The following is a 24,126-nucleotide window of genomic DNA, read 5'->3' on the forward strand; positions in this document are numbered from 1 at the left end:
ACCGGCTTCAAAGCGGCCGCCTTTGTTGACAAGGTGCGGCCTGAACGGGACTATATCGTCCATCACTGAAGTCGGTTACAACCTATAACAAGCGCATCATGGATCCCGTTTTTATTGCTGTCGCCTTTGGCTGCGGCCTCGCGATTTACCTTATTGGGCTGCCGCCGCTGATCGGTTTTCTCGCCGCCGGCTTCGTGCTCAATGCCATGGGCTTTGAGCCCAATGCCACCCTGGATACCCTGGCCAACCTGGGTGTCACCCTGCTGCTGTTCAGCATCGGGCTCAAGCTCGACATCAAGACCCTGCTGCGCAAGGAAGTCTGGGGCACCGCCACCGGCCATATACTCTCCTCCACCGCGCTCTTTACCCTGGTGCTGCTTGGCATCAAGGCGCTCGGCTTCGCCCTGGCCCAGGAGCTGCACTGGCAGCAGGCCATGCTGATGGCCTTTGCACTCAGCTTTTCCAGCACGGTGTTTGCGGTCAAGGTGCTGGAAGAGCGCAGTGACATGAACACCTTCTATGGCGTGGTCGCCATCGGTGTGCTGGTCATGCAGGATCTGTTCGCGGTGGCCTTTCTCAGCATATCTGCCGGCAAGGTGCCCAGCCCCTGGGCCCTGGCCCTGCTGGTGGCGCTGCCGCTGCTGCGACCGGTGTTCTGCCGCATTCTGGAGCGCTCCGGTCACGGTGAACTGCAGACCCTGTTTGCCATCTTCCTGGCGCTGGTGGTGGGCTATTACGGCTTTCAGCTGGTGGGGCTCAAGGGGGATCTGGGCGCGCTCGTTATCGGCATGATGCTGGCGTCCCACTACAGTGCGGCAGAGCTGGCCAAGTCCTTCTTCAACATGAAGGAGCTGTTTCTGGTGGCGTTCTTCCTGAACATCGGCCTGAACGGCATGCCGACCCTGGATACCCTGTGGATCTCGCTTATCCTGCTGCTGGTGCTGCCGCTGAAAAGCCTGCTCTACTACAAGTTTTACCAGCGCGGCTTTTTACGCCCCCGCACCTCGCTGCTGGCTACCCTCAGCCTGAGCAACTATTCCGAGTTTGGCCTGATCGTGGCGGCACTGGCGGCCCAGCAGGGGATGCTCAGCAATGACTGGGTGATCGTGGCCTCCATCGCCCTGGCGGTGTCCTTTGTGGCCTCGGCACCGCTAAACGCCAACAACGAGAACATTTACCGCCGGCTGGTGCACCGGCTGTCGCCCCGGGATCCCAAGCGGCTGCACCCCGACGACATGCCCATACAGCTGGGTGACGCCAATATTCTGATCGTGGGCATGGGCCGCATTGGCCAGGGTGCCTATATGGAACTGGAAAGCGTCAACCCCCACAAAAGGCTGGTGGGCATCGACTCCGACGAGAAGAAAATTCCCCTGCTCAAGGAGCTCAATATCAATGTGATCAAGGGCGATGCCTCAGACTCGGATTTCTGGGACAAGACCAATATCGGCAGCCAGCTGGAGTACATTTTCCTGGCCATGCCCAACCATGCCGGTAACCTCTACGCCCTTGAGCAGATTCGCCACGCCAATTTCACCGGCCGGGTGGCTGCCATTATTCGCTATCCGGAAGAAGGCGCCCAGCTGCGTGAGCTGGGCGCCGACGATGTGTTCAATATCTATGAGGAAGCGGGCAGCGGCTTTGCCCGTCACGTGATCGAGCACACGGGCTGACTTTGTGAGGGGGTGAGGTAAGTCACACCACCTTCCCCCTTACTGCCATCAGTGCCCGCCTTCGTCCTTGTCGTAGGGATATTTCACGTGGCCAAAGCGAATGGCCAGAATGGCCAGCGCCAGCACCAGGGCGGCACCGGCCACGGTGATCAGCCGCCAGTTGTCCATGCCCTTCATGTCGAGGATCAGGTAACGGGCCAGGGCCACGATGGCGATATAGAGCGGAATGCGAATGGGCAGCTTGCCTGAACGCAGGTAGATGGCCACCATGGCCAGCACTTCCAGGTAGATAAACATCAGCAGCAGATCTGCCAGGGTAACCGTCCTGGCCCGCCACATGGTGTTTACTTCTATGCCCACCGCCACCACGGTGGCAATGGCCACAATAATCAGGCCGACATGCTGCAAGGCATCCAGCGCCCGGCTGCCCAGCATTCTGTTGTTACTCATTCAACTTAGCTCCTTTTGGATACAGTACGTTCAAGTCACCCACCGCGGTATTTCGCCAAACCGGTGCCGGGATTCGGCCTTGTTACCGGACAGGCAGGCACCTATAATACTGCCTGCCTCGTCAATGAAGCTTATAAAAAACTACACTTTTATGAAATTTTTGCATAGCGGCGTTACGCCACCCTAGCCCCGGATCCCCGCTTTCGCCGCGCCTTGCGGTGTCTTTTGCTCGCTGGCTGCGAGCGTTCTGGTGTACCCGTTTACAACCTGAACCCCATGTCCCAAGCACCGGCCCGGCATGGACTGTTATTCCCCCAACCTGGAACCCACACCATGTTATCCAGTCTCAAGCAAACCTGGTTTTTCAACGTGCGCGGCGATGTGCTCGCCGGCCTGGTGGTCGCCCTGGCCCTGATCCCGGAAGCCATCGCCTTTTCCATTATCGCCGGCGTTGACCCCAAAATTGGCCTGTATGCTTCGTTCAGCATGGCAGTGGTGATTGCCTTTGCCGGCGGCCGGCCGGGCATGATCTCTGCCGCCACCGGCGCCATGGCGCTGCTGATGGTCACCCTGGTAAAAGAGCACGGCCTGCAATATCTGCTTGCCGCCACCCTGCTGTGCGGCCTGCTGCAGATCATCATTGGCTACCTGCGCCTGGGCGAGCTGATGCGCTTTGTGTCCCGCTCCGTGGTCACCGGCTTCGTCAACGCCCTGGCCATTCTGATCTTCATGGCCCAGCTGCCGGAGCTGACCAACGTCACCTGGCATGTGTATGCCATGACCGCCGCCGGCCTCGGCATCATCTACCTGCTGCCGCTGGTGCCGGTGGTGGGCAAGCTGCTGCCTTCCCCCCTGGTGTGCATCGTCAGCCTGACCATCATCGCCATTGCCTTTGGCATTGACGTGCGCACCGTAGGCGACATGGGCGAGCTGCCCGACACCCTGCCGGTGTTCCTGTGGCCCGACGTGCCGCTGAACCTGGAGACCCTGGCCATTATCTTCCCCTACTCGCTGTCGCTGGCCATCGTCGGCCTGTTGGAGTCGATGATGACCGCCACCATAGTGGACGATCTCACCGACACCAAGAGTGACAAGAACCGTGAATGCAAGGGCCAGGGCCTGGCCAACATCGGCACCGGCCTGCTCGGCGGCATGGCGGGCTGCGCCATGATTGGCCAGTCGGTGATCAACGTTAAGTCTGGCGGCCGCGGCCGACTGTCCACCCTGGTGGCCGGTGTGGTGCTGCTGATCCTGGTGGTGTTTCTCGGCCCCTGGGTATCACAAATTCCCATGGCCGCCCTGGTGGCGGTGATGATCATGGTTTCCATCGGTACCTTCAGCTGGGCCTCCATTCGTGATCTCAACACCCTGCCCAAGAGCAGCAGCCTGGTGATGATCGCCACCGTGGCCGTGGTGGTTTACAGCCACAACCTGGCCTGGGGCGTGCTGGTGGGCGTGCTGCTCAGCGCCCTGTTCTTTGCCAACAAGGTGGGCCAGATCCTCTATGTGGGTTCAGACAAAGCCGCCGATGGCACGCGAGAATACCAGGTGGTGGGCCAGGTGTTTTTTACCTCCGCCGAGCAGTTTGTGGCCGCCTTTGACTTCAAGGAAGTGCTGGACCGGGTACGCATCGATCTGAGCCGTGCCCACTTCTGGGACATTACCGCCATCAGCGCCCTCGACAAGGTGGTGCTCACCTTTAAGCGGGAAGGCACGGAAGTGGAAATTATTGGCCTGAATGAGGCCAGTGCCACACTTGTTGACCGCTTTGCTGTTCACAACGACCCCAAGGCGGTAGAAAAGCTGATGGGCCACTGATGTCCCCTGCAACGGAGAAACAACAATGACGGAACAAGTACTGGCATGTATCGACGGCTCCGGCCATGCGGCATCGGTGTGCGACTGGGCCGGCTGGGCCAGTCAACGCCTCGAGGCCCCGCTCACCTTTGTGCATGTGCTCGATAAAGAGTCCGCCCCGGTGCAGGGCAACCTGAGTGGCAGCATTGGCCTGGGCAGCCAGGAGCAACTGCTGGCCGAGCTGGCCGAGCTGGATGAAAAACGCGGCCGGCTGGCCAAGGAGCAGGGCCGGCTGATGCTGGCCGCGGCGCAGGAACGCGCCCAGGCAAACGGCATTGAGCAGGCCGAAACCCTGCAGCGCCATGGTGCCTTGGTCGACACCCTGGTGGAGCTCGAGCCCACCACTCGGCTACTGGTGCTGGGCCGCCACGGCGAAGCCTCCGCCTCGGCCCATGCTCACCTGGGCAGCCATGTAGAGCAGGTGATCCGCGCCCTGCATCGGCCCATTCTGGTGACCCTGGGGGAATTTCGCGCGCCGCAAAAGGTGATGCTGGCCTTTGATGGCAGCGCCACCACCCGCAAGGGCGTGGAAATGCTGGCCGCCAGTCCGTTGTTCAAGGAGCTGGAGCTACACCTGGTGCTGGCCGGCGCCGATACCGACGACAATCGTGCCCAGCTGCAATGGGCTCAACAGCTGTTGGAGCAGGCGGACATCGCCGCGGTGACCACCATTGTGCCCGGCGAAGCCGACAAGGCCCTGACCGGCTACCAGCAACGGCATGCCATGGATCTGATGATCATGGGCGCCTACGGCCACTCCCGCATTCGTCAGTGGCTGGTGGGCAGCACCACCACCGCCATGATGCGGGATTCCCAGGTGCCGCTGCTGGTTTTGCGGTAACGCTGACGTCACTCACCGTGCCGGTTTGCATAATATGTCACCCCCGCGAAGGCGGGGGTCCATGTGTGAAGCGGCACAATTCCACAGTCCGGCGCCGCGTTTCTGGATTCCCACCTTCGTGGGAATGACGACAAAAGAAGCCGTGGGAATGATGACCACCGTAGCAGGGATGACGGTTGTTGTTGCCCCTCCCTGTTCTCGCTGATTCCGGCTCTTTACTCCCCTTCCGCCGCCATGCGTCTGAGCCAGCTGCACAGGCCCAGAGGGCTCAGGGTGGTCGCCTCCATAATCAACCGCCGGCCCAGCCACAGCGCCCGGCGCTGACAGGCTTCTCTGCCGTTATCGTCGGGAATATCATCCAGATCCGCCACATGGGCAACGCCTATGGTACGGCGAATCAGCTCGGTGCCGGCAAAGCCCAGCGTGTCCTGCCATACCCGTTGCACAAAATCGGCCACGAATCCCGGCTCACTCAGCAAGGGAGATTGAGTACCGCCGGCCTGTGCCACAAATGCCTCGCTAAACCCCTTCCACAGCGCGCGAATGTCCTCCACCCGGGCGAAACGGGCCTCTTCCGCCGCCCTGGCCTGTCGCCATCCCGGCAAGCCACAGAAGTTCAGCAACAGGTTGGCCACGACCAGTCCCACATCAAAGCCCATGGGGCCGTAAAAGCCGAATTCGGCGTCAAACACGCGGCATTCGCCTTCCCGTACAAACACCGAGCCGGTATGCAGATCCCCGTGCAGCAGCGCCTGAGCATCACACTGAAACCGCAGCCGCAGGCCGGCGACCTTGTGCTTCAGTGCCCGGTCGCTCCACAATTCGGCGGCGTCGGCTTCCAGCCCGGTCGGCACCCGGTTGCGCTCGTGATCCTGGTAAGGATCATTGAAAAACACCGTGTCGGTGGTCGCACACAATTCCGGATTGGCCAGCCGGGCCACCTCAACCCGTTTGTCCGCCGAGGGCAGGGCGAAATCGGAAGTGCCATACAGCACCTTGGCCAGGTGCCGGCCCAGGGCGGCGGCCACCCCTCGTGTGTTGTCGCCGACAAGCAGGGCCTGGCGCCAGACACGCCAGCCGCTTAGATCTTCCAGCAACAGGGCCGACTGCGCGTCGTCATGGTGCAACAGGGCCAGGGTACCCTCTGGGCTGAGCCTGCCGTGGCGCAACAGCACCTGCGCTTCCCGCGCGGCCCGGTGCCGGGTCAATGGCCAGCCCTCGCCGATGCAGCGAATGTAGGGCAGAGCCTGCTTGACGATCACCCCCCGCCCATCGGTAGCGGTCACTCGAAATACTCGGTTGAGGTTGCCGTCTCCTATTTCTTCGACAGCAAGTGCGGTAGTGCCGTCAAACCCGCCATAGTGACGTCGCGCAAAATCGATGGCGTCGTTCAGGGAAAACTCGTGATAGCCCGTCATGGTGTTCCTCCGCCGGAATAAGGATGCTGCCGCTAGCCTCCACTATAGATGCCGGCTTTACAAAGAAAATGGTTCATATGAGCCTTTTTTAATTCCGCTGCTACCTTTTTGTAAGAAACCGGCCTGGCCGCGCCACTATATAAATATGCTGTGTTTAAACGGAGTTACCCATGCGAGACACCCTGCCGCTGCTGGATCTGACCGCGTTTCCCCCCCTGCGCCGGGAACGCCTCGACACCCTGCAGGTCAATCTGGGCTATCTGTGCAACATGAAGTGTGTGCACTGCCATGTGGCCGCCGGCCCCCACCGTACCGAAATGATGGATGCCGACACCCTGGCCCTGATCCCCAGGGTGCTGCAGGCCAGGGGCATCGGTACCCTGGATCTGACCGGCGGCGCCCCGGAAATGCACGACGGCTTTCGCAACCTGGTGCGGGCTGCGCGCGCGCTCGGGGTCAAGGTCATCGACCGCTGCAATCTCACCATATTGCTGGAACCGGGGTACGAGGATCTGGCGGCGTTCCTGGCGGAAAACCGAGTGGAAATAGTCGCGTCACTGCCCTGCTACGCCATGGAAAACGTCGATCGTCAGCGCGGCAAGGGCAGCTTTGACAAAAGCATTATTGCCCTGCAACGGCTGAACGCACTGGGCTACGGCAAGCCCGGTTCAGGACTGGTGCTGAATCTGGTATACAACCCGCAAGGGCCCAGCCTGCCTCCCCCTCAGGACGAGCTGGAAGCCGCCTACCGCACTGAACTGCACCGCCATTTCGGCATTGAGTTCAACCACCTTTTTGCCCTGGCCAACATGCCCATCAAGCGTTTTGGCGATTACCTCATCAGCAAGCGGCAGTTTCATGATTACATGAAGCTGCTGAAGGACAACTTCAGTGCCGACAACCTCGCCGGTGTGATGTGCAAAAGCCTGGTGAGCGTGGATTGGCAAGGCTACCTCTACGACTGCGATTTCAATCAGCAGCTCGGCCTGGCCCTGGCCGGTGACGGTCGCCCCCACCTGAAAAGCCTGCTGCAAGCGGATTATGTAGGCTGCGCGATTCGCGTGGCGGGCCACTGTCACGGCTGCACCGCCGGCCAGGGCAGCAGCTGCGGCGGCGCCCTGGATCACGAGCCCCATTCATGACCCTGAGCATTATCATTCCCACCCTGAACGAGGCCGTCGCCCTGCCTGCCACCCTGGCGGCGCTCCCCAAGGGCTGCGAAATCATTGTGGTGGACGGCGGCAGCCGCGACGGCACTGCGCCACTGGCCGCCCGGCTGGGCGCCCGAGTGATCGTTTCGCCCCCGGGGCGGGCCCGGCAGATGAACGCCGGCGCGGCCGGCGCGCACGGCGAGCAGTTACTGTTTCTGCATGCCGACACCCTGGTGCCCGCGCGGGCAGAGCAGTTGATCGCCGACGCACTGATGCATCATCACTGGGGCCGGTTTGACGTCCGGCTGACCGGCCGCCATCCCATGCTGGCGATGATTGCCCGGCTGATGAACCTGCGCTCGCGCCTGAGCGGCATCGCCACCGGGGATCAGGGCATTTTTTTGCACAGACATACCTTTGAGGCGATTGGTGGTTTTCCCGAACAGCCGCTGATGGAAGACATCGAGCTCAGCAAACGGCTCAAGCAATGGGGGGCGCCGGCCTGTTTGCACCAGCGGGTGTGCACCTCGGGACGACGCTGGGAGCAGCATGGAGTCTGGCGTACCATCTGGCTGATGTGGCGGCTGCGCTTTGCCTACTGGCGCGGGGCCGACCCGCACCGGCTGGTGGAGTTGTACCGATGAACATCCGTATTCTGGTATTCGCCAAGGCGCCCCTGCCCGGCCGGGCCAAAACCCGGCTGGAGCCGGCACTGGGGGCCAAAGGCGCCGCGCAGCTGGCAACAGCCATGTTGGACGGCACCCTGACACACTGCCTGGCCGCCGAGCTCGGCCCGGTAGAGCTGTGCATGAGCCCGGCCCCCGGCCACTCCGACTGGCGTGCCTTTTCATTGCCCGCAGGCCTGGTGCAAAGTGATCAGGGCGACGGCGATCTCGGTGCCCGCATGGCTCGGTCTGCACAACGGGGCCTGGCGCAACAGGATGCGGTGATACTGGTGGGCACCGACTGCCCGCAGTTGTGTGTCAATCTGCTGCAAACGGCGGCAACACGGCTGGCACGGTGCGATGCGCTGCTGCATCCTACCCGCGACGGCGGCTATGCCCTGCTCGGGCTGCGCCGCTTTTCCCCAACGCTGTTTGAACATATACCCTGGAGTACTTCTCAGGTTGCCTCCCTTACTCGGCAACGGCTTGACGCCCTGGGCTGGCACTGGCACGAGGGAGAAACCTTGCAGGACATAGACGAGCCGGGGGATCTGTTGCAACTGCCCGGTCGCTGGATGAACCATTATGCTGAACGAATGTGAACCCTGGCTGCGGCTGGGCAGCTTTATTGGCCTGCTGCTGGCGTTGATGCTGTGGGAGTCTGCCTCTCCCCGCCGCCCACGGGAGCAGCCCCGCGGGCCGCGCTGGCTTCGGCACCTGCTGCTGACCACCCTTAACACCCTGCTGGTACGAGCCCTGTTTCCCCTGGCCGCGGTGGGCGCAGCCTTGATGGCACAGCAACATGGTTGGGGCCTGTTGCCCTGGCTCGGCCTGCCCGGCTGGCTGTCGTTGTTGCTGGCGGTGCTGGCCCTGGATTGTCTCATCTACTGGCAGCACCGGTTGTTTCACCGGGTACCGCTGCTGTGGCGTCTGCACCGCATGCACCATACCGACACCGAGCTCGACGCCACCACAGGAGTACGCTTTCATCCGCTGGAGATATTGCTGTCGATGGCCATCAAGCTGACCGCCGTAGTGGCACTGGGCGCCTCGCCCCTGGCGGTGTTGGTGTTCGAGGTGTTGCTCAATGCGACTTCACTGTTCAACCATGCCAATATTTGGCTGCCCACACGACTGGATACCGCACTGCGACAGGTATTGGTAACCCCCGACATGCACCGGGTGCATCACTCCGTACATGTCGCGGAAACCGACAGCAATTTTGGTTTCAACCTGAGCTGGTGGGATCACCTGTTCGGCAGCTACCGGGCCCAGCCTCGAGACGGCCACCAGGGCATGAGACTGGGCCTGAAACAGTTTCGCGGCCCGGCCGAACAGCGGCTGTTGCCCTTGCTGCTACAACCGTTCCGGGCGGCTTCGCGCACTAAAAAGGAGCCTTGAGGCTCCTTGCAATTATGTGTATGACTTCAGCCTGGATCAGGGCTGGCAGAAACCGGGCAGCTTTTTACCCTGTTTTTTCATAATCATACACTTGCGGTTATCTATTCCGTCACCCCTGGAGGCAAGGTTGTCGGCAAAGGGCTGACTGGCCATGGTGGCACTGGTATGAAGCGGCACCATGCTCAGCGCGAAAACAGCGGCAAGCATGACTGACGTGAACGTCTTCATGGTACATCTCCTGTCTACGTTATCGAAGCCTGGGTCTGCCTTGTCTGACCGGCCCGATTTTTTTGGGGAAGTCCCCCTGCGCCGGATGACACCGACGATTATCCATTAGACTTGGCATCCACCGATTTTATTGCAATTAATTTAATAAGAATTACGCATTTAGAACGGACATTTTCATAACCGCTTGCTCTAAATCAATGAAGCCTCCACCCGCCCTTGCCGCCATCTGTTCTCTTTGCCGAACTGTGATACAGTGCTTGCCAAGCCCCCACAAGCCTTTGATGTCAATCACCTATTTCAGGGGAAACGAATAATGAGCACCAATGTACTGGCCGGCATCGACGGCTCCAAACATACCACTTGCGTGTGTGATTATGCGGCCTGGGCGGCACAGCGCCTTTCTGCCTCCCTGGTACTGCTGAATGTGTTACCCAAGCCAGAGCCCACCCTGCTGTATAACATGGGGGCGGCCGCCAGCCTGAACGCCCAGGACAAGATTCAGGCCGAGTTGGCCGATCTCGACAAAAAGCGGGCCGAGCTGGCCAGTGAGCGGAGCAAGCTGATCCTGAGCCAGGCCAGCCAGCACGTGCAGCAGGCCGGCTACTCGGCACCCCGCACCATTTCTCGCGAAGGCCGTCTGGTGGACGTGCTGGAGCAGTATGACGATTATGCCGATCTGGTGGTGCTGGGCCGGCGCGGCAACAATGAAGACGACAACCCGGAGCGCCTGGGTGGGCATGTGGAGCAGGTCATTCGCACCACCGACAAGCCACTGCTGCTGACCGACGGCGACTACGCCCAGCCCAAACGTATCATGATCGCCTTTGACGGCAGCGACACCACCCGCAAGGGGCTGGAATACATTGCCAGCTCGCCCCTGTTCACGGGCCTGGAATGCCATGTGGTGATGGTGGCCGGCGCCAGCGAAGAGAAGCAAACCCAGTTGGAAGCGGCACGCCAGCGGCTTGAAGACGCCGGCCTGCAGGCCACCGCGGCCCTGCTGCAGGGGGAAGTGAAGCAAAACCTGCTGGCCTATCAGGAGAAGCAGAACATCGATCTGATGGTCATGGGGGCCTACGGCCATTCCCGCATTCGCCTGTGGCTGCTGGGCAGCATTACCAACCTGATGCTGCAGGAATCCCACAAACCCATGCTGGTATTGCGCTGATATTCATACGCCACTCATAACAACGCCGGGCAAGTGCCCGGCGTTTTTTCGTGCGGATGAATGCGCTGATGGAGTCGTGGTCAGAGCACGCCCTGCTCGCGCAGGTAGTCGTCGTAGCTGCCGCTGAAGTCGCGAATGCCGTTTTCACTCAGCTCCAGGATGCGGGTGGCCAGGGACGACACGAACTCCCGGTCGTGGGATACGAAGATCAGGGTGCCCGGATACATTTCCAGTGCCATGTTCAGCGACTCGATGGACTCCATATCCAGGTGGTTGGTGGGTTCGTCCATCACCAGAATATTGGGTTTGTGCATCATCAGCTTGCCAAACAGCATACGCCCCTGCTCACCGCCCGACAGTACACCCACCTTTTTCTTGATGTCGTCCTGGCTGAACAGCAGCCGGCCCAGCACCGAACGCACGGTCTGCTCGTCGTCCCCTTCCTGTTGCCACTGGCTCATCCACTCAAACACGGTGAGATCGGTGTCGAAATCAACGGCGTGATCCTGGGCGTAGTAACCAATGCTGGCGTTTTCCGACCATTTGATATTGCCGCTGTCCGGTGCCAGCTCACCCACCAGGGTTTTCACCAGGGTCGATTTACCGATACCGTTGGTACCCAGGATGGCGATGCGCTCGCCCACTTCCACCATCATGCTCAGGTTCTTGAACAGGGGCGCTTCACCATAGCCCTTGGCCAGGCCTTCCATTTCCAGAATGTTGCGATACAGCTTTTTGTCCTGCTCGAAGCGAATAAAGGGATTCTGGCGGCTGGAAGCCTTGACCTCTTCCAGCTTGATCTTGTCGATCTGCTTGGCCCGAGAGGTGGCCTGGCGGGCCTTTGACGCGTTGGCGCTGAAGCGTGACACAAACGATTGCAACTCGGCAATTTGCGCCTTCTTCTTGGCGTTGTCGGCCAGCAGCCGCTCCCGAGCCTGGGTGGCGGCCAGCATGTAGTCGTCGTAGTTGCCCGGATAGACCCTGAGTTCGCCGTAGTCCAGATCCGCCATATGGGTGCAGACACTATTCAAAAAGTGGCGGTCGTGAGAGATGATGATCATGGTGCTGTTGCGCTCGTTCAGCGCGCCTTCCAGCCAGCGAATGGTGTCGATGTCCAGGTTGTTGGTGGGCTCGTCGAGCAGCAGCACGTCCGGATCGGAAAACAGCGCCTGGGCCAGCAGCACCCGCAGTTTCCAGCCCGGCGCCACTTCGCTCATGGGGCCGTTATGCTGCTCCAGGGGAATGCCCACGCCCAGCAGCAGTTCGCCGGCCCGGGCTTCGGCGGTGTAACCGTCGTATTCGGCCACCAGGCCTTCCAGCTCGGCGGCACGCATATAGTCTTCGTCGCTGGCTTCCAGATTGGAATAGATGCTGTCGCGCTCGTGCATGGCGGCCCACAGCTCGGCATGCCCCATCATCACCACGTCGAGCACCCGCTCGTGCTCGTAGGCAAACTGATCCTGACGCAGTTTGCCGATACGTTCGTTCACGTCCAGGCTCACGTTGCCGCCGCTGGGCTCCAGGTCGCCGCCCAGAATCTTCATGAAGGTGGACTTGCCGCAACCGTTGGCGCCGATAAGGCCATAGCGGTTGCCGTCGCCAAACTTGACGGAAATGTTTTCAAACAACGGCTTGGAGCCGAACTGCATGGTGATGTTATTGGTGGAAATCAAGAAACAAACTCGCTGTGGTTAAAGAAGGAAAACGCAGAAGGCGAACCCTGAAGGCCGCCAAGGATACCGGCGGCCGCCAGAAAGTTCAAAGGGTTGTTCAGGAATCAATCAGTTTTCGGGTTACCGGGCCACCAGCACATCGCAGGGAGGCGCGCTGAGAAAGCTCATGGCCAGGTTGCCGATGAGCAAGCGGCTGATGCCCTGACGACCGTGATAACCCAGCACCAGCAGCTGGGCGCCGCTGTCGTGAACCACGGAGGTGATGGCCTTTTTCACTTCTCCCGACAAAATACGGGTGCTGATGCGGCCCTGATCATCGGCGGGAATGAAGTGGGACATCTCTTCCCTGACTTCCTGCTCGATGCGGGTGCGCTGATGCGCCATCAGGCTGTCGGTGTGCATGGGCTCGTGGCGCAGAAACCCCAGCAACATGGGCGGCTCAAACACATGCACCAGGGTCACACCGGCCTCGGGCGCCAGCGCCAGTCCGGCCTGCAAGGCATGGTGGGAGCTGCGGGAAAAGTCGGTGGCGGCCACCACCTTTTCATAGGGCCGATCGCCGCCCTGGCCGACCACCAGCACCGGCATGGTACAGTGACGCAACAGCCGCTCGACCGTGGTGCCGAGAAACAGCTCCTGCACCGGCTCCAGGTGATGGCGACCGGCCAGCAGCAGATCCGCCTTCAGCTCGGTGGCCTTGCGGGCCAGGGTGTGCGGTGGCTTGCCCAGCAGCACATGGCGCTCAATGTTGTCACGCTGCCCGGCAGGCAGGGCGTCAACCAGTTGCTGCAGTGCCTGGGTGGCCCCCTGCTGCAGCCGGCGCCGTACCGAAATTTCCACCATGGGTTCATACAGCACCATGGCTTCGTCAATGACATGCACCAGATGCAACCGGGCCTGCAATTGGGCAGCCAGGGCCGCCGCCCGTGCCACCACCTTGTGGGAGCCTGCTTCCAGATCCACCGCTGCCAGCAATATCTTCATATTGTTACCCTTTTTGTGTTGCACGGCCCCGCTTTGGGCCCTGATGGCAGCTTTCCCCTTTTTCGCATAAAAAGCAACCAGGCCGTCCGGTTTTGCCGCACACCGGCTTTGGTTTACAATGCTGCCCCTTCTGGCTTTATTTTATCGGGACATCACGTGTTAACAGCAGAAATCGCCATGCGCTGGCTGGTTGCCGGCCACATTGATCACTACATTTGCGAAAACTGTCATGGCATTCACCTTGCCGAGCTGCAGGGGCTGGACGGCGTGCTGGAAAGCCGGTTGTTCGTGGAGCATGAAGACGCCATTCTCACCACTGAGGTGGAAATTCGACCCACCGCCCTGCTGAGTCTGGTGGCCGATCTGGGCCGGCTGAACATGAACTACCCCAGCCTCAAGATTTTTGTGGATATCGTCGATGATAACCTGCCCCGGCTGATCGTGGCCGACTACCTGCATACCCAGGCCGGACTGGAGCAGCATCAATTCCAGTGGATTGTGCAACAAACCATGATGGCCACCCACCAGCTGGTGCAGGAGCTGGGCGAAGTCGGCTACCTGATGCAGGACGAACCGCAGAAAATGCCGGCCGCTGTGCATTAAGCCGGCAGAATGCACAGTAAAAAACCACTTGAATCACGAATGATGAAAAGTGCTTGAACCCGCTTCGGCAAGCCAGTACATTACGCCCCGTTCCCAAGGGAACACCACGGAGTGAAGCGAACACTCTAAAAATAAAAACGCGAAAAAAATGTGGTGAGGTGTCCGAGTGGCTGAAGGAGCACGCCTGGAAAGTGTGTATACGGCAACGTATCGAGGGTTCGAATCCCTCCTTCACCGCCAGCATTTTTAAACCCCGCGCAGCAATGCGCGGGGTTTTTTGTATTGCTGGCATTTGTCACTATTCTTTAATCTGTTCTTTCTGACGGGAAAAATTTCTCGCTGTTCCCCGCGTTGTTGAAGGTGTACATAAGCGCTCCACAGGAGGGTTTTGCCATTGACTACTGCGCCGCTCACGACTTGCGTTTTTGACGACATCATTACCGCCATTGCCGGCCCCGGCATGGGGATTTTTCCCGGCTTTCTCGACCCCGGCCAAACCGCCGCCCTGCGCCGGGACTTTACCGCCCTGCCCGACTGGCAACTCACCCACGCCGGCATTGGCCGGGAGCATGATCATCACAATAACGAACGCATTCGCACCGACAAGACCCGCTGGCTGGACGGCACCACTGTGCCCCAGCAGGCCTACATGGCCTTGATGGCCGAGCTGCAGCAGCTGTTTAACCGTCAGCTGTTCATGGGCCTGCGGGATTATGAATGCCACTATGCCCGTTATGATCAGGGCGATTTCTACAAGAAACACCTGGACGCCTTTCGCGGCCGCAGCAACCGCCGGCTGACCACGGTGCTCTATCTCAACGACGACTGGCAACCCGATCAGGGCGGCGAGCTGCTGATCTATGGCGACCGGGGCGAACCGCTGCACCGGGTGCGGCCCGAAGGCGGCACCCTGGTGTGTTTTTTGTCGGAGCGCTTTCCTCACGAGGTGCTGCCGGCGCGGCGGCCGCGGCTGAGCATTGCCGGCTGGTTTCGCGTGGATGACCCCATCGCCCCCACGCTGCGGCTGTAGCGGAAAGGGATTTATCGAATATTCATTTTAGAGGCCTTATTTTTAATCCTTTACCAAATAAGGCCCCTTTAATTCACGAAAAAAAATCATGAATGGTTTTATAGTGAGTTTTCATCATTTTTCCTTTTCACCAACGGCATCCTCTGTCAACCTGAAGTCATTCGACTCATTCGTTAAGGAAAACCACCATGTGCTCCATCTTCGGTATTCTTGAACTCAAGTCCGATCCGGCCGCGCTGCGCTCCCGGGCGCTGGAACTGTCTCGCCTGCTGCGCCACCGCGGCCCCGACTGGTCGGGCATTTACAGCAACGACAAGGCCGTTCTGGTGCATGAACGCCTGGCCATCGTCGGCCTCGACAGCGGCGCCCAGCCCCTGCTCAACCCGGCCGGTACCCACGCCCTGGCGGTGAACGGTGAAATCTACAACCACAAGGAGCTGGAAGCCGGCCTCACCTGTGGCTTTGAGTTTCAGACCCGCTCCGACTGTGAAGTGATCCTCGGCCTCTACCAGGAAAAGGGCACGGAGTTTCTCGACGATCTCAACGGCATCTTTGCCTTTGTGCTCTACGATGAGGAAAACGACGCCTACCTGATTGGCCGTGACCACATGGGCATTATTCCCCTCTACACCGGCCATGACGAAGAAGGCAATTTCTATGTCGCGTCGGAGATGAAAGCGCTGACCCCGGTGTGCAAAACCATCAGCGAGTTTCCTCCCGGCCACCTGCTCTACAGCAAGGAAGGCCAGCCCCGCCGTTATTACCACCGTGACTGGGAAGACTTTGATGCGGTGAAGGACAACACCTCCAGCGTGGCTGAGCTGCGCGAGGCACTGATGGCGGCGGTGAAGCGCCAGCTGATGTGCGACGTGCCCTACGGCGTATTGCTGTCGGGTGGCCTCGACTCTTCCATTGTGTCCGCCGTGGCCAAGCTGTACGCCGACAAGCGTATTGAAGACAACGACAACAGTGAGGCCTGGTGGCCGCGACTGCACTCCTTTGCCATTGGCCTGGAAGGGGCACCGGATCTGATTGCCGCCCGCAAGGTGGCGGACCAGCTCGGCACCGTGCATCACGAACTGCATTACACGGTTCAGGAAGGCCTGGATGCCCTGCGCGAGGTGATCTACCACCTGGAAACCTACGACGTCACCACGGTGCGCGCCTCCACTCCCATGTATCTGATGTCCCGGCGCATCAAGGCCATGGGCATCAAGATGGTACTCTCCGGCGAGGGCTCCGACGAGCTCTTTGGCGGCTACCTGTATTTTCACAAGGCCCCCGACGCCCAGGCCTTTCACGAGGAAACCGTGCGCAAGCTCAAGGCCCTGCACCAGTTCGACTGCCTGCGTGCCAACAAGTCCATGGCCGCCTGGGGCGTGGAAGCCCGTGTGCCCTTCCTCGACAAGGAGTTCATGGACGTGGCCATGCGCCTCAACCCCGCCGACAAGATGTGCGTCAACGGCAAGATGGAAAAGCACATTCTGCGGAAAGCCTTTGAAGATCTGCTGCCCCATGAAGTGGCCTGGCGCCAGAAGGAGCAGTTCTCCGACGGCGTCGGCTATTCCTGGATAGACAGCCTGAAGGCGCTGGTGGAAGAGCAGGTGAGCGATCAGATGATGGCCACGGCGGCGTTCCGCTTTCCGCTCAACACCCCCACCAGCAAAGAGGCCTACTACTACCGCGCCATCTTTGAGGGCCACTTTCCCCAGGACTCCGCCGCCAAGTGCGTGCCCTGCGGCCCCTCGGTGGCCTGCTCCACTCCCACCGCGCTGGAATGGGACGAGCAGTGGAAGAACATGGCCGACCCATCAGGCCGCGCGGTAAAGGGCGTGCACAGTCAGTCTTACTGAGCCCGGAACCCATAACCCCGGCCCGTCACGCCGCCCCGCAGCGTGACGGGCCGCTTTGTCATCGCCACAAAGCGCCACCCCGTTTTTCACCACGGGAATGATCACGTTTTCACAACTTTCGATAATTTTTTGTTCGGCGCACGGATCCTGTCATGGGGCTGGGTTACAGTCATGGTTTCCCCATTCGGTTTCCGTACACTGAGACATTATTGACCGTGAGCACCCACAACCATTTCCGCCTGTTAGAGCAGTATCAGCAATACCAATCCGTGATCCACAGCCTGATGGAATCGATCATGACCAGCCTGAACGGCCAGTCACTGTTGCAGAGCGAACAGGCCCAGCAACAGACCATTGATTACCTCAGCCGGCCCTACCCCTTTGTCGAGCTGCTTTACAGCCTGGACAACAACGGCATTCAGATGACGGAGTCGGCCTACAGCCCCACGGTCAGTGAACGACGCCGCCGCTCGCTGGGCAAAGGCAGCGATCGCAGCCGCCGGCCCTATGTGCAGGCCGCCAAACAAAGTTCCAACGCCATTGTGGTGACCAGCCCCTACCTTTCCAACGCCACCCATCAGCTGGCGATCTCGGTCATCCAGCACCTGGTTGATGAACAGGGACGGGATTGCGGCTATCTGGTGATTAACTTCAACCTGCGCCGCCTGATTTCCTATCTCAACGGCGATGAAAGACGTTTTCGCTGCCATCACTATTTTCAATGGATATACACCCTGATTGGCGGCCTGCTGATCGTGGTGGCCGCCCTGTTGCTGTATTCGGCGCTGGAGTCCCTGGTCTCGCTGTTTGATGATGACAGCAATATCGCCACCGGGGCCTTTGGCATCGTCATTCTTATCACCCTGGGCATGTCCATTTTCGATCTGGGAAAAACCATTCTCGAAGAGGAAGTGCTGGTGAACAAGGATATACACCATCACGATTCCACCCGGCGCACCATCTCCCGCTTTATGGCCGCCATTATTATTGCGGTATCTATCGAAGCCCTGCTGCTGATGTTCAAATCATTGCTCGACGGCGGCGATGGCGGTAACCAGCTGATCAATGCGGTATGGATGCTGATGGCGGCCGTGGCCATGCTCAGCGGACTGGGGGTTTACCTCAAGCTGAGCCGGGACAGCCAGACCGCCGAATAACCCCGAGCCGCGGGCACGACTTGTTCCTCCCCGTTACCGGGGGGTACACTGCCCGCCCCGTCCCGCATTAACCCGAAGACCATGTCGCTCGATTCCGGTCGTACTCGAATACTGACACAACCGGGCTTTCTGCCCTTTCTTATCGCCCGGCTGGCGGCGGTGTTCGCCATGCAGATCCAGGCGGTAGTGGTGGCCTGGCAGGTGTACGATCTGACCCGGGATCCCCTGGCCCTCGCCTATGTGGGCCTGGCCCAGTTTATTCCCATGCTGGTATTGCTGCTGCCGGCGGGAGACCTGGCCGACCGCCACTCACGCAAGCGACTGCTGGCCGCCAGCTGGCTGGTACAGGCCCTGTGCAGCGGCTTGCTGCTGTGGCTATCACTCTCTCCCTCCCCCCAGGTACCCTACTATTATGCGGTGCTGGTACTCTACGGCTGTGCCCGCGCCTTTACCGGCCCTACCCTGCAAAGCCTGTTGCCGCAAATTGTGCCCCGTGAACAACTGGCCCGGGCCATCGCCGTCAACAGCATGATCATGAAACTGGCGGTGATCGCCGGCCCCCTGGTGGGCGGCCTGCTCTACGCCCTGGGGGGCAGTCTGGCCTACGGGGTTTGCCTGGCAGCCTTTGTGCTGGCGCTGATGCTGCTCATTCCGGTGCAGACCCGCTATGCCGACAGCCAGCGCCCGCCTGAAGCCACCGCCTGGCGACGCTTTACCGCCGGTATTGGCTACATTCGTTCCCGCCCCATCATTCTGGGTGCCATTTCGCTGGATTTGTTCGCGGTACTGCTGGGAGGCGTGGTGGCCCTGCTGCCCATTTACGCCCAGGAGGTATTGCAGGTGGGGCCGGAAGGCCTGGGAGCATTGCGCAGCGCCATCGCCCTCGGCGCCCTGCTGATGGGCATGGTGCTCAGTGTCTGGGCGCTCAGCCGCCATGTGGGGCCCGCCATGTTTATCGCCGTCATCATATTCGGAGTGGCCAACCTGGTCTTCGCCTTCTCCACCCTGTTCTGGCTGTCTTTTGTGGCCTTGCTGATAGCCGGTGCGGCAGACATGATCAGCGTCTATGTTCGCTCCACCCTGATCCAGCTGGCCACGCCGGACAACATGCGTGGCCGGGTCAGTGCCGTCAACATGCTGTTTATCGGCTCATCCAATGAACTGGGGGAATTCCGCGCCGGCACCAGCGCCGCCTGGTTCGGCACCGTGCCTGCGGCCGCCATCGGCGGTGTGGCCACCCTGGTGGTGGCCGGCACCTGGATGTGGGGGTTCAGATCCCTGCTGCGGGTGGACAAGTTCAGTGACGTGGAAATACCGACGAGATAAATGTGAATGAAGACGGCCGCCGGCAAAGGCGGCCAGAAGAAGGCATGACTCAGAAATAATCGGCGCAGCGCAGCACAATGCGCTGCGACATCGACATGGCGCTGTGACTTCGATGATAGGCAGCCTCATTGATAAACAGGGGATAGGCGGTATAGTCCCCTTCCCAGCAAATCGGGACACCGTCAAAGGTTTCCATGATCACCTCGCCCGGCTCAACCGGATGGAAGTCCCGCCGCTCAAGGCGCTTTGACACCATGGCGAGCCGCTGGCCCTGTTCATCCGTTGGCAGCACCAGGTCTTCCGTATACTGAAAGGCCTCAAACTCGCCCGGCAGCGACGCCAGTTCCCCCCGGTTATACAGCACCACATAGTCAAGAATGTGACCGGTCATGGTTTCCATCAGTTCCAGGGTTTCCTGCTGCAACACCGAATTCGGCTGGGGGCCCACCTCCACGGTAACTCCCTGCTGGGCCACGGATATCAGAAAGCGGTTGCGCTCTTCCGGCAGGTTGTCCTGAAAATAGATAACGGCTTCCGGCATGCGATCCTTCACATAGGCCGCCATGCCAATATTGAAGGCATCCTTGCGCAGCAACATCAGGCAAGCCCCCATGTTGGAAGTGGTATTGTGCAGATCGATCATCAGCTCAACCGGCGACCGGCCTCTGGGGCCAAACTGCTGGTTGAGTTTCTTGGCCAGCAACTGCTCGTAACCCACCAGCCGGTCATTCTGCAAATCCTCAAGGGCAAACTCCCGGTTCAGATCGGTTTCCATGTAGCGCACGGAGTGCTCGCAGGCCCTCGGGTTGGCGATGGTTTGCGTCAGCTCGAGCTGAGGCCAACGCGTGAACTGGCTGGTTTTCTCCCATTTCTTCAGCAGATAAATGCCGGACAGCTCATTGCCATGAGTGCCGCCCACCAGGGCAACACGAGTAATATTGTGCATGATGTTCTCCGTCACGGGGCCTCAGGACAAGGCCAGGTTGACAATGGGTAAGCCGGATCAGTGATTCGGCCTGGCTCGGGACGCCGGCAGCAGCATCCCGAGCATGAAGGATTTGGTAACAGGGTCAGGACCACTGCAACCATTGCGCCAGCATAATGAAAGCCCAGCTAAGCGCATAGATCAGGGCGACCAGCGGGAAAATCACTTTCAGCCAGTCGGAGTAACCGACCCGGGCCAGGGCCAGCATGGCCAGGGTGCCTCCCGAGGTGGGCACTATCATGTTGGTCAGGCCATCCCCCACCTGAAACGCCAGTATCATGACCTGATAGGTAATACCCACCAGATCCGCCAGCGGGATCAATACCGGCATGGTCACCAGCGCCTGACCGGAGCCACTCGGAATAAAGAGGTTAATCACTCCCTGAATCACACTGATGCCGACGGCGATCAGCGACTCGGGCATCACGTCGAGGGCAAGATTAAGGGTATTGACGATGGTGTAGATGATCTGTCCATCTTCCAATACCACCTTGATCGAGGCAGCCAGGCCTATTACCAGGGCACCGCCGGTAACCCGGGACGCCCCTTCAACCATGTGGGCCACATAACGATCGGGGGCAATGCGGCAAATGGCAGCAATGACAATCGACATCAGAATAAAGACGGCGGTGATTTCCTTGATATACCAGCCTCTTCCCAAGGTGCCCGTACCAGCCAGATAAGAACAGCCTGCAATCACCACAATGCCAAGGAAGAACACCGAGATGATGCCCAGATCCCGGGAGCTGAGGCGATAATCCTCAATCTTTTTTGAAAGCGCTCCGGCGTCCCCCTCGCCTTTGCGCGCCGAATGTCTGGGCGCCACAAAGGTGGTGATATACCAGGCCAGCAGGCTCAGGGCCACAAAGGCCATGGCAAAACGCAGCAAGCCGCCAGAGAAGATGGGCAGGCCGGCAATGCTCTGTGCCACACCCACGGTATAGGGATTGATGGGTGACAGGGTAAAGCCGATGCCGATGCCGCCAATGGCGATGCACGCCCCCACCAGGTTGGTGTAACCCAAGGCGCTCGACACAAGCAGCGCGACGGGCACCAGGGCAATGTTGTTTTCATAGCCAACCGAAATTCCGAACAGGCCATAAAGATAGGTGGCCAGCCAGATCAGCAGGTTGCCCCGGCTCAGGCCAATGCGCTTCACCGCGGTGCCCACCAGGTTTTCCAGCGCATGGCTACGATAGAGAATATTGAACAGCCCGCCGGCAATAAAGACGATAAATAAATACTGTCCGGACTGAACCAACCCCTGGGGAATGGCCACAAAGAGATCGAACAGCTGGTTGATGGCGCCACCGATGGAATAGCCCGTGTTGTGATCTTCAAGGTAATGGAAGGAGTCTGCCACCACCCGTTGCCGGCCATCTACCAGCTCGGTCTCATAGGCACCCTTGGGAACAACCCAGGTCAGAAAGCCGGCCAGGATCAGGATATAAAAGATAAGCACCATGGGATCGGGAAATTTCTGATACCAGCGCTTCCCTTCTTTGGAGACCAGTACGCCCGCCCCGTTCTCATGTTCAAGATGCTCTTGCATTGTCACTCTCCATGTTCGTTGCTTGAGTGCAGGTTAAATGTGTGGGACGGGACTATTCCATAGCGAGAACATTTGCACAATGTCACTTTTTGTGTAGCATTATTTGAAAATGCTATATGGAGATGTCATGAAATACCGGCAGTTACAGGCTTTTTTGGCCACCATTCAGCAGGGCAGCTTTTCCCGGGCCGCCCTGATACTCTCCCTGTCTCAACCCTCCATAAGTCGTCTTATCAATGATTTACAGGATGATGTCGGCTTTGAACTGTTCAAGAAACAAAAAGGCAGGATGGTGCCGACCCCGGAAGGCGTGGCGTTTTACGACGAGGTCAGCACTATTTTTAACGGCATTCACCATCTGGAAAATTTTGCCGACAAGCTGAAAAAATCCACCCACGGCAGCCTGACCATAGGTGCCACCCCGGCCCTGGCGACGATTCTGACTCCCATGCTGATCAAGTCGTTTATCGATAAGCACCCGCAGGTGCATGTCAGTCTGCTGGTTGACAGCGTGGAGCAGTTGATCAGGGGCCTCGACAAACAACAGTATGACCTGATCATGACCAATCAGACCGAAGCCCACTCCGGTTTCATCGAAGAGCCGCTGGCTGAGGTTTCCTGGGTCTGTGTTATGCCGGCCACGCATGCCCTGGCCGAAAAGGCGATCATTACGCCCGCCGATCTGCAGGGTGAATGCCTGCTGAAGCTGGTGGATGAAAACGGCATTGAATGGAGCCACCATAAAAGCCTGCTGAAAGAGCATCACATCAAGGTGAACGAGCAGTTTTCCACCCAGCGCTCCTTATCGGGCTATGGTATGGTGGCCGCCGGCCTGTGCATTGCTCTGCTCGAGCCCTTCAATGCCTCGTTGTGGGAAGGTAGCAACCTGGTAATGCGCCCTTTCGCCCCCGAACTCAAATATCGCTATTCCATGTATTATTCCGCCGGCCAGGTTCGCAGCGAACTGTCCCGGGCCTTTACCCTGTGCGCCCGAGACTCGATCGGCCAGCTGCCCGGCTATTGCTGAGCCGCCGACAAAGGCCGGCGCGCGGGCTAATGCGTGAGTCGCCGCCGACTGATGTGTATTAACGCCGCTATAGCCTGTCCCTTCTCGGTAACTCGGCCACTTTCAATATTTTATAAAAACTTATTCGTAATTACCCCTGATTATCAACAGCGAATATCATTGATAAGCTTGATGTCGATTACGGCCCATACGCCGAGAAGCACACCGCTGAACGTGATGCTCAGGCGCCGGTGCCGACATGCCTATCATCAGGGGAAATAACCCATGCCAAAAACCATTCTTGTCACCGGCTCCACCGACGGCATTGGACTGGAAACCGCCAGAGTGCTGCTGTCTCAAGGTCATCGCGTGCTGCTGCACGGACGCAACCCGCAAAAGCTGGCCGACGCCGAGGCGTCACTCTCTGCCATTCCGAGAGCAGGTCACATTGAAAGCTATCTGGCGGATCTGTCAAACCTGGCCGAGGTAGTGACCCTGGCGAAGGCGGTAAGCGCCCGCCACGACAGGCTCGATGTATTAATCAACAATGCCGGTATCTTTCGCACGGCTTCTCCCGTTACCCGGGATGGTCTGGATGTGCGCTTTATGGTCAATACCCTGGCTCCCTATCTGCTGACCCAACGGCTGTTACCCTTGCTGGGCGACTCCGGGCGGGTCATTAACCTGTCTTCAGCGGCACAGGCTTCGGTGAATCCTGAAGCATTGGCGGGGAATACCAGGCTGACCGACGACTTTACCGCTTACGCCCAGAGCAAACTGGCGCTGACCATGTGGTCCCGCAGCATGGGGCTTGCCCTCAAGGACAAGGGCCCGGCCATTATCGCGGTCAACCCGGGCTCCCTGCTGGGCAGCAAAATGGTCAAGGAAGGCTTTGGCGTGGCCGGTGGCGACATTGGTATTGGTGCCGACATTCTCACGCAGGCGGCATTGTCGAAGGACTTCGCCGACGCTTCAGGTCGTTATTTCGACAACGATGCGGGCCGTTTTGCCTCTCCTCACGCCGATGCGCTGGATGATCGGAAACTAACCGACATGGTGAGCCTGATTGACATGCTGATTGCCAAGCATACCCCTGCATAAGTAG

Annotated in this window: 22 protein-coding genes and 1 tRNA gene; 16 read left to right on the forward strand and 7 right to left on the reverse strand. The window is 59.5% G+C overall.

Features of this window, described 5'->3' with window-relative positions:
* Positions 1–98: 98 nt before the first annotated feature.
* Complete coding sequence (locus B6S08_RS03995; protein WP_094199464.1) at positions 99–1,673, forward strand: cation:proton antiporter family protein; 1,575 nt, start codon at positions 99–101, stop codon at positions 1,671–1,673.
* 48 nt (positions 1,674–1,721) lie between these two features.
* Here B6S08_RS03995 and B6S08_RS04000 read toward each other — a convergent pair whose 3' ends face one another.
* Positions 1,722–2,123: a phosphate-starvation-inducible protein PsiE gene (locus B6S08_RS04000; RefSeq protein ID WP_094199465.1), complete on the reverse strand. Its 402-nt coding sequence runs from the start codon at positions 2,121–2,123 to the stop codon at positions 1,722–1,724.
* 333 nt (positions 2,124–2,456) lie between these two features.
* Between B6S08_RS04000 and B6S08_RS04005 the strand changes: the two genes are divergently transcribed.
* Entirely contained in the window at positions 2,457–3,941 is a 1,485-nt protein-coding gene (locus B6S08_RS04005; RefSeq protein WP_094199466.1) for a SulP family inorganic anion transporter, read from the forward strand.
* A gap of 25 nt (positions 3,942–3,966) precedes the next feature.
* Positions 3,967–4,821: a universal stress protein gene (locus tag B6S08_RS04010; RefSeq protein WP_094199467.1), complete on the forward strand. Its 855-nt coding sequence runs from the start codon at positions 3,967–3,969 to the stop codon at positions 4,819–4,821.
* 215 nt (positions 4,822–5,036) lie between these two features.
* Here B6S08_RS04010 and mtnK read toward each other — a convergent pair whose 3' ends face one another.
* Positions 5,037–6,239: an S-methyl-5-thioribose kinase gene (gene mtnK / locus B6S08_RS04015; RefSeq protein WP_094199468.1), complete on the reverse strand. Its 1,203-nt coding sequence runs from the start codon at positions 6,237–6,239 to the stop codon at positions 5,037–5,039.
* Positions 6,240–6,409: 170 nt separating this feature from the next.
* On the opposite strand from mtnK, the gene arsS reads away from it, so the two are divergent.
* Genes arsS through B6S08_RS04035 form a run of 4 tightly spaced genes read left to right on the forward strand, consistent with a single transcriptional unit; the run spans position 6,410 to position 9,456 of the window.
* Positions 6,410–7,381 (forward strand): arsenosugar biosynthesis radical SAM (seleno)protein ArsS, encoded by a 972-nt coding sequence (gene arsS, locus B6S08_RS04020; RefSeq protein WP_094199469.1) that lies wholly within the window; start codon positions 6,410–6,412, stop codon positions 7,379–7,381.
* Positions 7,378–8,034: a TIGR04283 family arsenosugar biosynthesis glycosyltransferase gene (locus B6S08_RS04025; RefSeq protein ID WP_094199470.1), complete on the forward strand. Its 657-nt coding sequence runs from the start codon at positions 7,378–7,380 to the stop codon at positions 8,032–8,034. Before arsS ends, B6S08_RS04025 begins: the two co-directional genes overlap by 4 nt.
* The gene (locus tag B6S08_RS04030; RefSeq protein WP_094199471.1) at positions 8,031–8,657 is read left to right on the forward strand and encodes a TIGR04282 family arsenosugar biosynthesis glycosyltransferase; all 627 of its coding nucleotides are present in this window, start codon (positions 8,031–8,033) and stop codon (positions 8,655–8,657) included. Before B6S08_RS04025 ends, B6S08_RS04030 begins: the two co-directional genes overlap by 4 nt.
* A complete protein-coding gene (locus B6S08_RS04035) occupies positions 8,641–9,456 on the forward strand; it encodes a sterol desaturase family protein (RefSeq protein WP_094199472.1) in 816 nt (271 codons plus the stop codon). The genes B6S08_RS04030 and B6S08_RS04035 overlap by 17 nt, the downstream gene beginning before the upstream one ends.
* A 36-nt stretch (positions 9,457–9,492) precedes the next feature.
* Here B6S08_RS04035 and B6S08_RS04040 read toward each other — a convergent pair whose 3' ends face one another.
* Positions 9,493–9,684: a hypothetical protein gene (locus B6S08_RS04040; protein WP_094199473.1), complete on the reverse strand. Its 192-nt coding sequence runs from the start codon at positions 9,682–9,684 to the stop codon at positions 9,493–9,495.
* Positions 9,685–9,997: 313 nt separating this feature from the next.
* Here B6S08_RS04040 and B6S08_RS04045 point away from each other — a divergent pair, with 313 nt between their 5' ends.
* Entirely contained in the window at positions 9,998–10,852 is an 855-nt protein-coding gene (locus B6S08_RS04045; protein WP_094199474.1) for a universal stress protein, read from the forward strand.
* Positions 10,853–10,932: 80 nt separating this feature from the next.
* Here the strand turns inward: B6S08_RS04045 and B6S08_RS04050 are convergent, their stop codons facing one another.
* Together B6S08_RS04050 and B6S08_RS04055 are read right to left on the reverse strand one after the other, a co-directional pair.
* A complete protein-coding gene (locus B6S08_RS04050) occupies positions 10,933–12,525 on the reverse strand; it encodes an ABC-F family ATPase (protein WP_094199475.1) in 1,593 nt (530 codons plus the stop codon).
* 120 nt (positions 12,526–12,645) lie between these two features.
* The gene (locus B6S08_RS04055; RefSeq protein ID WP_094199476.1) at positions 12,646–13,509 is read right to left on the reverse strand and encodes a universal stress protein; all 864 of its coding nucleotides are present in this window, start codon (positions 13,507–13,509) and stop codon (positions 12,646–12,648) included.
* Between the two features lie 177 nt (positions 13,510–13,686).
* On the opposite strand from B6S08_RS04055, the gene B6S08_RS04060 reads away from it, so the two are divergent.
* The 6 genes from B6S08_RS04060 (at position 13,687) to B6S08_RS04085 (ending at position 19,478) form a co-directional block, all read left to right on the forward strand.
* Positions 13,687–14,112: a YbjN domain-containing protein gene (locus B6S08_RS04060; protein WP_094199477.1), complete on the forward strand. Its 426-nt coding sequence runs from the start codon at positions 13,687–13,689 to the stop codon at positions 14,110–14,112.
* A gap of 152 nt (positions 14,113–14,264) precedes the next feature.
* Positions 14,265–14,352 (forward strand) — tRNA-Ser (locus B6S08_RS04065).
* Between the two features lie 220 nt (positions 14,353–14,572).
* Positions 14,573–15,142: a 2OG-Fe(II) oxygenase gene (locus B6S08_RS04070; RefSeq protein ID WP_169716384.1), complete on the forward strand. Its 570-nt coding sequence runs from the start codon at positions 14,573–14,575 to the stop codon at positions 15,140–15,142.
* Between the two features lie 188 nt (positions 15,143–15,330).
* Positions 15,331–16,995 (forward strand): asparagine synthase B, encoded by a 1,665-nt coding sequence (gene asnB / locus B6S08_RS04075; RefSeq protein WP_094199479.1) that lies wholly within the window; start codon positions 15,331–15,333, stop codon positions 16,993–16,995.
* 215 nt (positions 16,996–17,210) lie between these two features.
* Complete coding sequence (locus B6S08_RS04080) at positions 17,211–18,152, forward strand: cache domain-containing protein (protein WP_094200540.1); 942 nt, start codon at positions 17,211–17,213, stop codon at positions 18,150–18,152.
* A gap of 81 nt (positions 18,153–18,233) precedes the next feature.
* Positions 18,234–19,478, forward strand: a complete 1,245-nt coding sequence (locus B6S08_RS04085; RefSeq protein WP_094199480.1) for an MFS transporter — start codon at positions 18,234–18,236, stop codon at positions 19,476–19,478.
* Between the two features lie 49 nt (positions 19,479–19,527).
* On the opposite strand, the gene B6S08_RS04090 is transcribed toward B6S08_RS04085, so the two are convergent.
* Complete coding sequence (locus B6S08_RS04090; RefSeq protein WP_094199481.1) at positions 19,528–20,424, reverse strand: aspartoacylase; 897 nt, start codon at positions 20,422–20,424, stop codon at positions 19,528–19,530.
* A 124-nt stretch (positions 20,425–20,548) separates the two neighbouring features.
* Complete coding sequence (locus tag B6S08_RS04095) at positions 20,549–22,015, reverse strand: YfcC family protein (RefSeq protein WP_094199482.1); 1,467 nt, start codon at positions 22,013–22,015, stop codon at positions 20,549–20,551.
* A 127-nt stretch (positions 22,016–22,142) separates the two neighbouring features.
* Between B6S08_RS04095 and B6S08_RS04100 the strand changes: the two genes are divergently transcribed.
* Together B6S08_RS04100 and B6S08_RS04105 are read left to right on the forward strand one after the other, a co-directional pair.
* Positions 22,143–23,042, forward strand: coding sequence for a LysR family transcriptional regulator (locus tag B6S08_RS04100; RefSeq protein ID WP_094199483.1), 900 nt, complete (start codon positions 22,143–22,145; stop codon positions 23,040–23,042).
* Positions 23,043–23,306: 264 nt separating this feature from the next.
* Entirely contained in the window at positions 23,307–24,122 is an 816-nt protein-coding gene (locus tag B6S08_RS04105) for an SDR family NAD(P)-dependent oxidoreductase (RefSeq protein WP_094199484.1), read from the forward strand.
* The last annotated feature ends 4 nt before the right edge of the window (positions 24,123–24,126 follow it).

The organism is Oceanimonas doudoroffii (assembly GCF_002242685.1).
GTDB classification, from domain to species: Bacteria; Pseudomonadota; Gammaproteobacteria; order Enterobacterales; family Aeromonadaceae; genus Oceanimonas; species Oceanimonas doudoroffii.

Coding starts and splice junctions, on each gene's coding strand:
- B6S08_RS04070 (WP_169716384.1), top strand. CDS start 14,573: ATGGGGATTTTTCCCGGCTTTCTCGACCCCGGCCAAACCGCCGCCCTG.
- B6S08_RS04055 (WP_094199476.1), bottom strand. CDS start 13,509: ATGAAGATATTGCTGGCAGCGGTGGATCTGGAAGCAGGCTCCCACAAG.
- mtnK (WP_094199468.1), bottom strand. CDS start 6,239: ATGACGGGCTATCACGAGTTTTCCCTGAACGACGCCATCGATTTTGCG.
- B6S08_RS03995 (WP_094199464.1), top strand. CDS start 99: ATGGATCCCGTTTTTATTGCTGTCGCCTTTGGCTGCGGCCTCGCGATT.
- B6S08_RS04045 (WP_094199474.1), top strand. CDS start 9,998: ATGAGCACCAATGTACTGGCCGGCATCGACGGCTCCAAACATACCACT.
- B6S08_RS04000 (WP_094199465.1), bottom strand. CDS start 2,123: ATGAGTAACAACAGAATGCTGGGCAGCCGGGCGCTGGATGCCTTGCAG.
- B6S08_RS04090 (WP_094199481.1), bottom strand. CDS start 20,424: ATGCACAATATTACTCGTGTTGCCCTGGTGGGCGGCACTCATGGCAAT.
- B6S08_RS04040 (WP_094199473.1), bottom strand. CDS start 9,684: ATGAAGACGTTCACGTCAGTCATGCTTGCCGCTGTTTTCGCGCTGAGC.
- B6S08_RS04105 (WP_094199484.1), top strand. CDS start 23,307: ATGCCAAAAACCATTCTTGTCACCGGCTCCACCGACGGCATTGGACTG.
- arsS (WP_094199469.1), top strand. CDS start 6,410: ATGCGAGACACCCTGCCGCTGCTGGATCTGACCGCGTTTCCCCCCCTG.
- asnB (WP_094199479.1), top strand. CDS start 15,331: ATGTGCTCCATCTTCGGTATTCTTGAACTCAAGTCCGATCCGGCCGCG.
- B6S08_RS04085 (WP_094199480.1), top strand. CDS start 18,234: ATGTCGCTCGATTCCGGTCGTACTCGAATACTGACACAACCGGGCTTT.
- B6S08_RS04035 (WP_094199472.1), top strand. CDS start 8,641: ATGCTGAACGAATGTGAACCCTGGCTGCGGCTGGGCAGCTTTATTGGC.
- B6S08_RS04060 (WP_094199477.1), top strand. CDS start 13,687: ATGCGCTGGCTGGTTGCCGGCCACATTGATCACTACATTTGCGAAAAC.
- B6S08_RS04005 (WP_094199466.1), top strand. CDS start 2,457: ATGTTATCCAGTCTCAAGCAAACCTGGTTTTTCAACGTGCGCGGCGAT.
- B6S08_RS04095 (WP_094199482.1), bottom strand. CDS start 22,015: ATGCAAGAGCATCTTGAACATGAGAACGGGGCGGGCGTACTGGTCTCC.
- B6S08_RS04100 (WP_094199483.1), top strand. CDS start 22,143: ATGAAATACCGGCAGTTACAGGCTTTTTTGGCCACCATTCAGCAGGGC.
- B6S08_RS04025 (WP_094199470.1), top strand. CDS start 7,378: ATGACCCTGAGCATTATCATTCCCACCCTGAACGAGGCCGTCGCCCTG.
- B6S08_RS04030 (WP_094199471.1), top strand. CDS start 8,031: ATGAACATCCGTATTCTGGTATTCGCCAAGGCGCCCCTGCCCGGCCGG.
- B6S08_RS04010 (WP_094199467.1), top strand. CDS start 3,967: ATGACGGAACAAGTACTGGCATGTATCGACGGCTCCGGCCATGCGGCA.